Origin of the sequence: Planktotalea sp. (assembly GCF_049680325.1) — a bacterium.
In the GTDB taxonomy this organism is placed as follows: Bacteria; Pseudomonadota; Alphaproteobacteria; order Rhodobacterales; family Rhodobacteraceae; genus Planktotalea.
In genome coordinates this window covers 1-1,888 of record NZ_JBAUHO010000156.1, presented here as the reverse complement: position 1 = coordinate 1,888, position 1,888 = coordinate 1, and the positions used below count along the sequence as shown (strand labels likewise).

Here is a 1,888-nt window from a genome sequence, read left to right as displayed (position 1 = left end):
CTTCCAAATGGACGATCTTTGTCACCACGACGCGGACCGCAGGCAAACTCATACAGGTTCTTGGTTTCCAAATGGTTAAAAAACCTCCCCGAAGGGCTAAGATTTACCTTTGGTCCAAAAGAGATTTTAGCTCTCAGAGGGGGTTTTTAACCGACATTCCCCAAGTAGAATGCCTTCTCGTGCATGTTGGCGCTGTTTTGCGTCTCGATCAACCCTCTTTGGCATGCTGGTTCCTTGCCCAAGCATCCTGCGCGATCTGAGCGCGATTTCTGGTCTTGAAGGCCGGTTTGGCCCGGCGTTCGGTCTGGTCGACACCCATTTGGTCGGACCTGTGAAGCCGCGTTCGTTCGGTTTTGGCTGATAATACCGTCATGTTGAAGCCGGTGGCGCGCGGAGCCCGTGGATCGCCGTCAGTATGCGCCGGAAAAGGTCACCGCTGACGGCAACCTCAGCGAGTTGGAAGGTAATGGCGCGGGCGTGTCTAACAACTCGGGTACCAATCTTGATTAGACGGGTTTGCAGGCTGGTCAGCGACCAGTCAGCCATCTCCTCAGGCAGATCAGTGCCTTGCAGGAAGGCACCGAGATTGTAGGCCAGTGCGTGCAGCTGAAGGCGGACCTCGTTCTGCGCCTTGCCCTTGCAGGACAACCGCGTCCAGTTGATTGCGTGCTTGCCCTCCTTGATATGTTGTTCTGCGGTGCCGCGCTGATTGTAGAAGCGGATGATCCAATCCGGCTCCATGGGTAGGTTGGTCACAACAAAGCCGACGCGCGGGAACAACTCGCCGGGATGCCACTCGACCTTGGCGACAACACGGCGAGGCTTGTCCCATGACACCGCCTGATACTCAAAGTCGCCGTAGACGCGCTTCACGCCTTTTGGTGGGCGTCCGACTGGGCGCTTGAGCAGATGCGTAATCCTGCCCTGAAGGACACGATTGGCGCGAAGCCGGATGGCGTAGAAATAGCCCGCTGTTTCCAGAGTTTTGTATAGCTCCGGGATTGCGAAGGCGGAATCGGCCCGAAAGAACCGCATCAGGTGACCGTCTGCATATCGCGCGATGACCGGCTTCAGAACGGTCTGCCAATCACCCGCACTATGCACATTGCCGGGACGCAGGGCGCAACGTTCGAGGTGCCCGAATTGGTTGAACACGAACAGTGGATGATAACACATACAGCCAAAATGACCGTTCCAGGCGGTGCCCTCTTGCGCGCCGTGGGTTGGGCTGACGGAACTGTCCATGTCCAGCGTGATCCACTTCGGCGGCTTGCGCTCGTGAACCCGGTCAATCCATTGTCCTGACATATCAGCCAGTGCTGTGCGATTATCAGTCGTCGCCAGCACCTCGGTCTCGAACCGTCCCATCTGGCTTGCAGAAGCGGCCTTGGCATCCACAGCCCGCCCGCCAACCACCTGCCGCATCACCGGATCAAGCGCCAGACGATCCGCATCATTTACGTCCTCATATCCGGCCAGCCGCCCGAAGACTGACTGGCGCAACAGACCAACCAGCGAGTGCAGACGATTATGGCCAGTGCGCGTATCTCTCAACAATCCGCCAGCAATGTCGTGCAGGCCGAGGACTTCATCGAGTTCTCGGAACAACAGCAGACCGCCGTCAGAACTGATCTTGGAACCATGGAATTCCAGCCGCACCCGTCGGTCAAAACCAAGCCTGATATCACCCGTTTTGTCTGCACCCTCAGGGTGATCCATTACCTGCCGCCTTCAACCCAACTAACATGCTGAAATATAACACGTTATCGGATATCAGAAGCGCGAAATCGTCAAGTTACTTGGGAAATGCGGGTTTAAATGGTGCGCTGGCTCGGCGGTATCGTTCAACCCATTAACCCGGATTATTCATGACGCGTCGGTTTCGGCC

Annotated in this window: 2 protein-coding genes; one reads left to right on the top strand and one right to left on the bottom strand. The window is 56.7% G+C overall.

The annotated features are described in order from the left end of the window. The first annotated feature begins 223 nt into the window (after window positions 1-223). Window positions 224-361: a hypothetical protein gene (locus WBC85_RS07285; protein WP_424434578.1), complete on the top strand. Its 138-nt coding sequence runs from the start codon at window positions 224-226 to the stop codon at window positions 359-361. Window positions 362-369: 8 nt separating this feature from the next. Here WBC85_RS07285 and WBC85_RS07280 read toward each other — a convergent pair whose 3' ends face one another. Further along, window positions 370-1,719 carry an IS1380 family transposase gene (locus WBC85_RS07280; protein WP_424434575.1) on the bottom strand — a complete coding sequence of 450 codons (1,350 nt, stop codon included), beginning with the start codon at window positions 1,717-1,719 and terminating at the stop codon, window positions 370-372. Window positions 1,720-1,888 lie beyond the last annotated feature (169 nt).

Excerpts from the sequence above, each read along its gene's own strand:
- WBC85_RS07285 (WP_424434578.1), top strand. The coding sequence starts at position 224 with ATGCTGGTTCCTTGCCCAAGCATCCTGCGCGATCTGAGCGCGATTTCT.
- WBC85_RS07280 (WP_424434575.1), bottom strand. The coding sequence starts at position 1,719 with ATGGATCACCCTGAGGGTGCAGACAAAACGGGTGATATCAGGCTTGGT.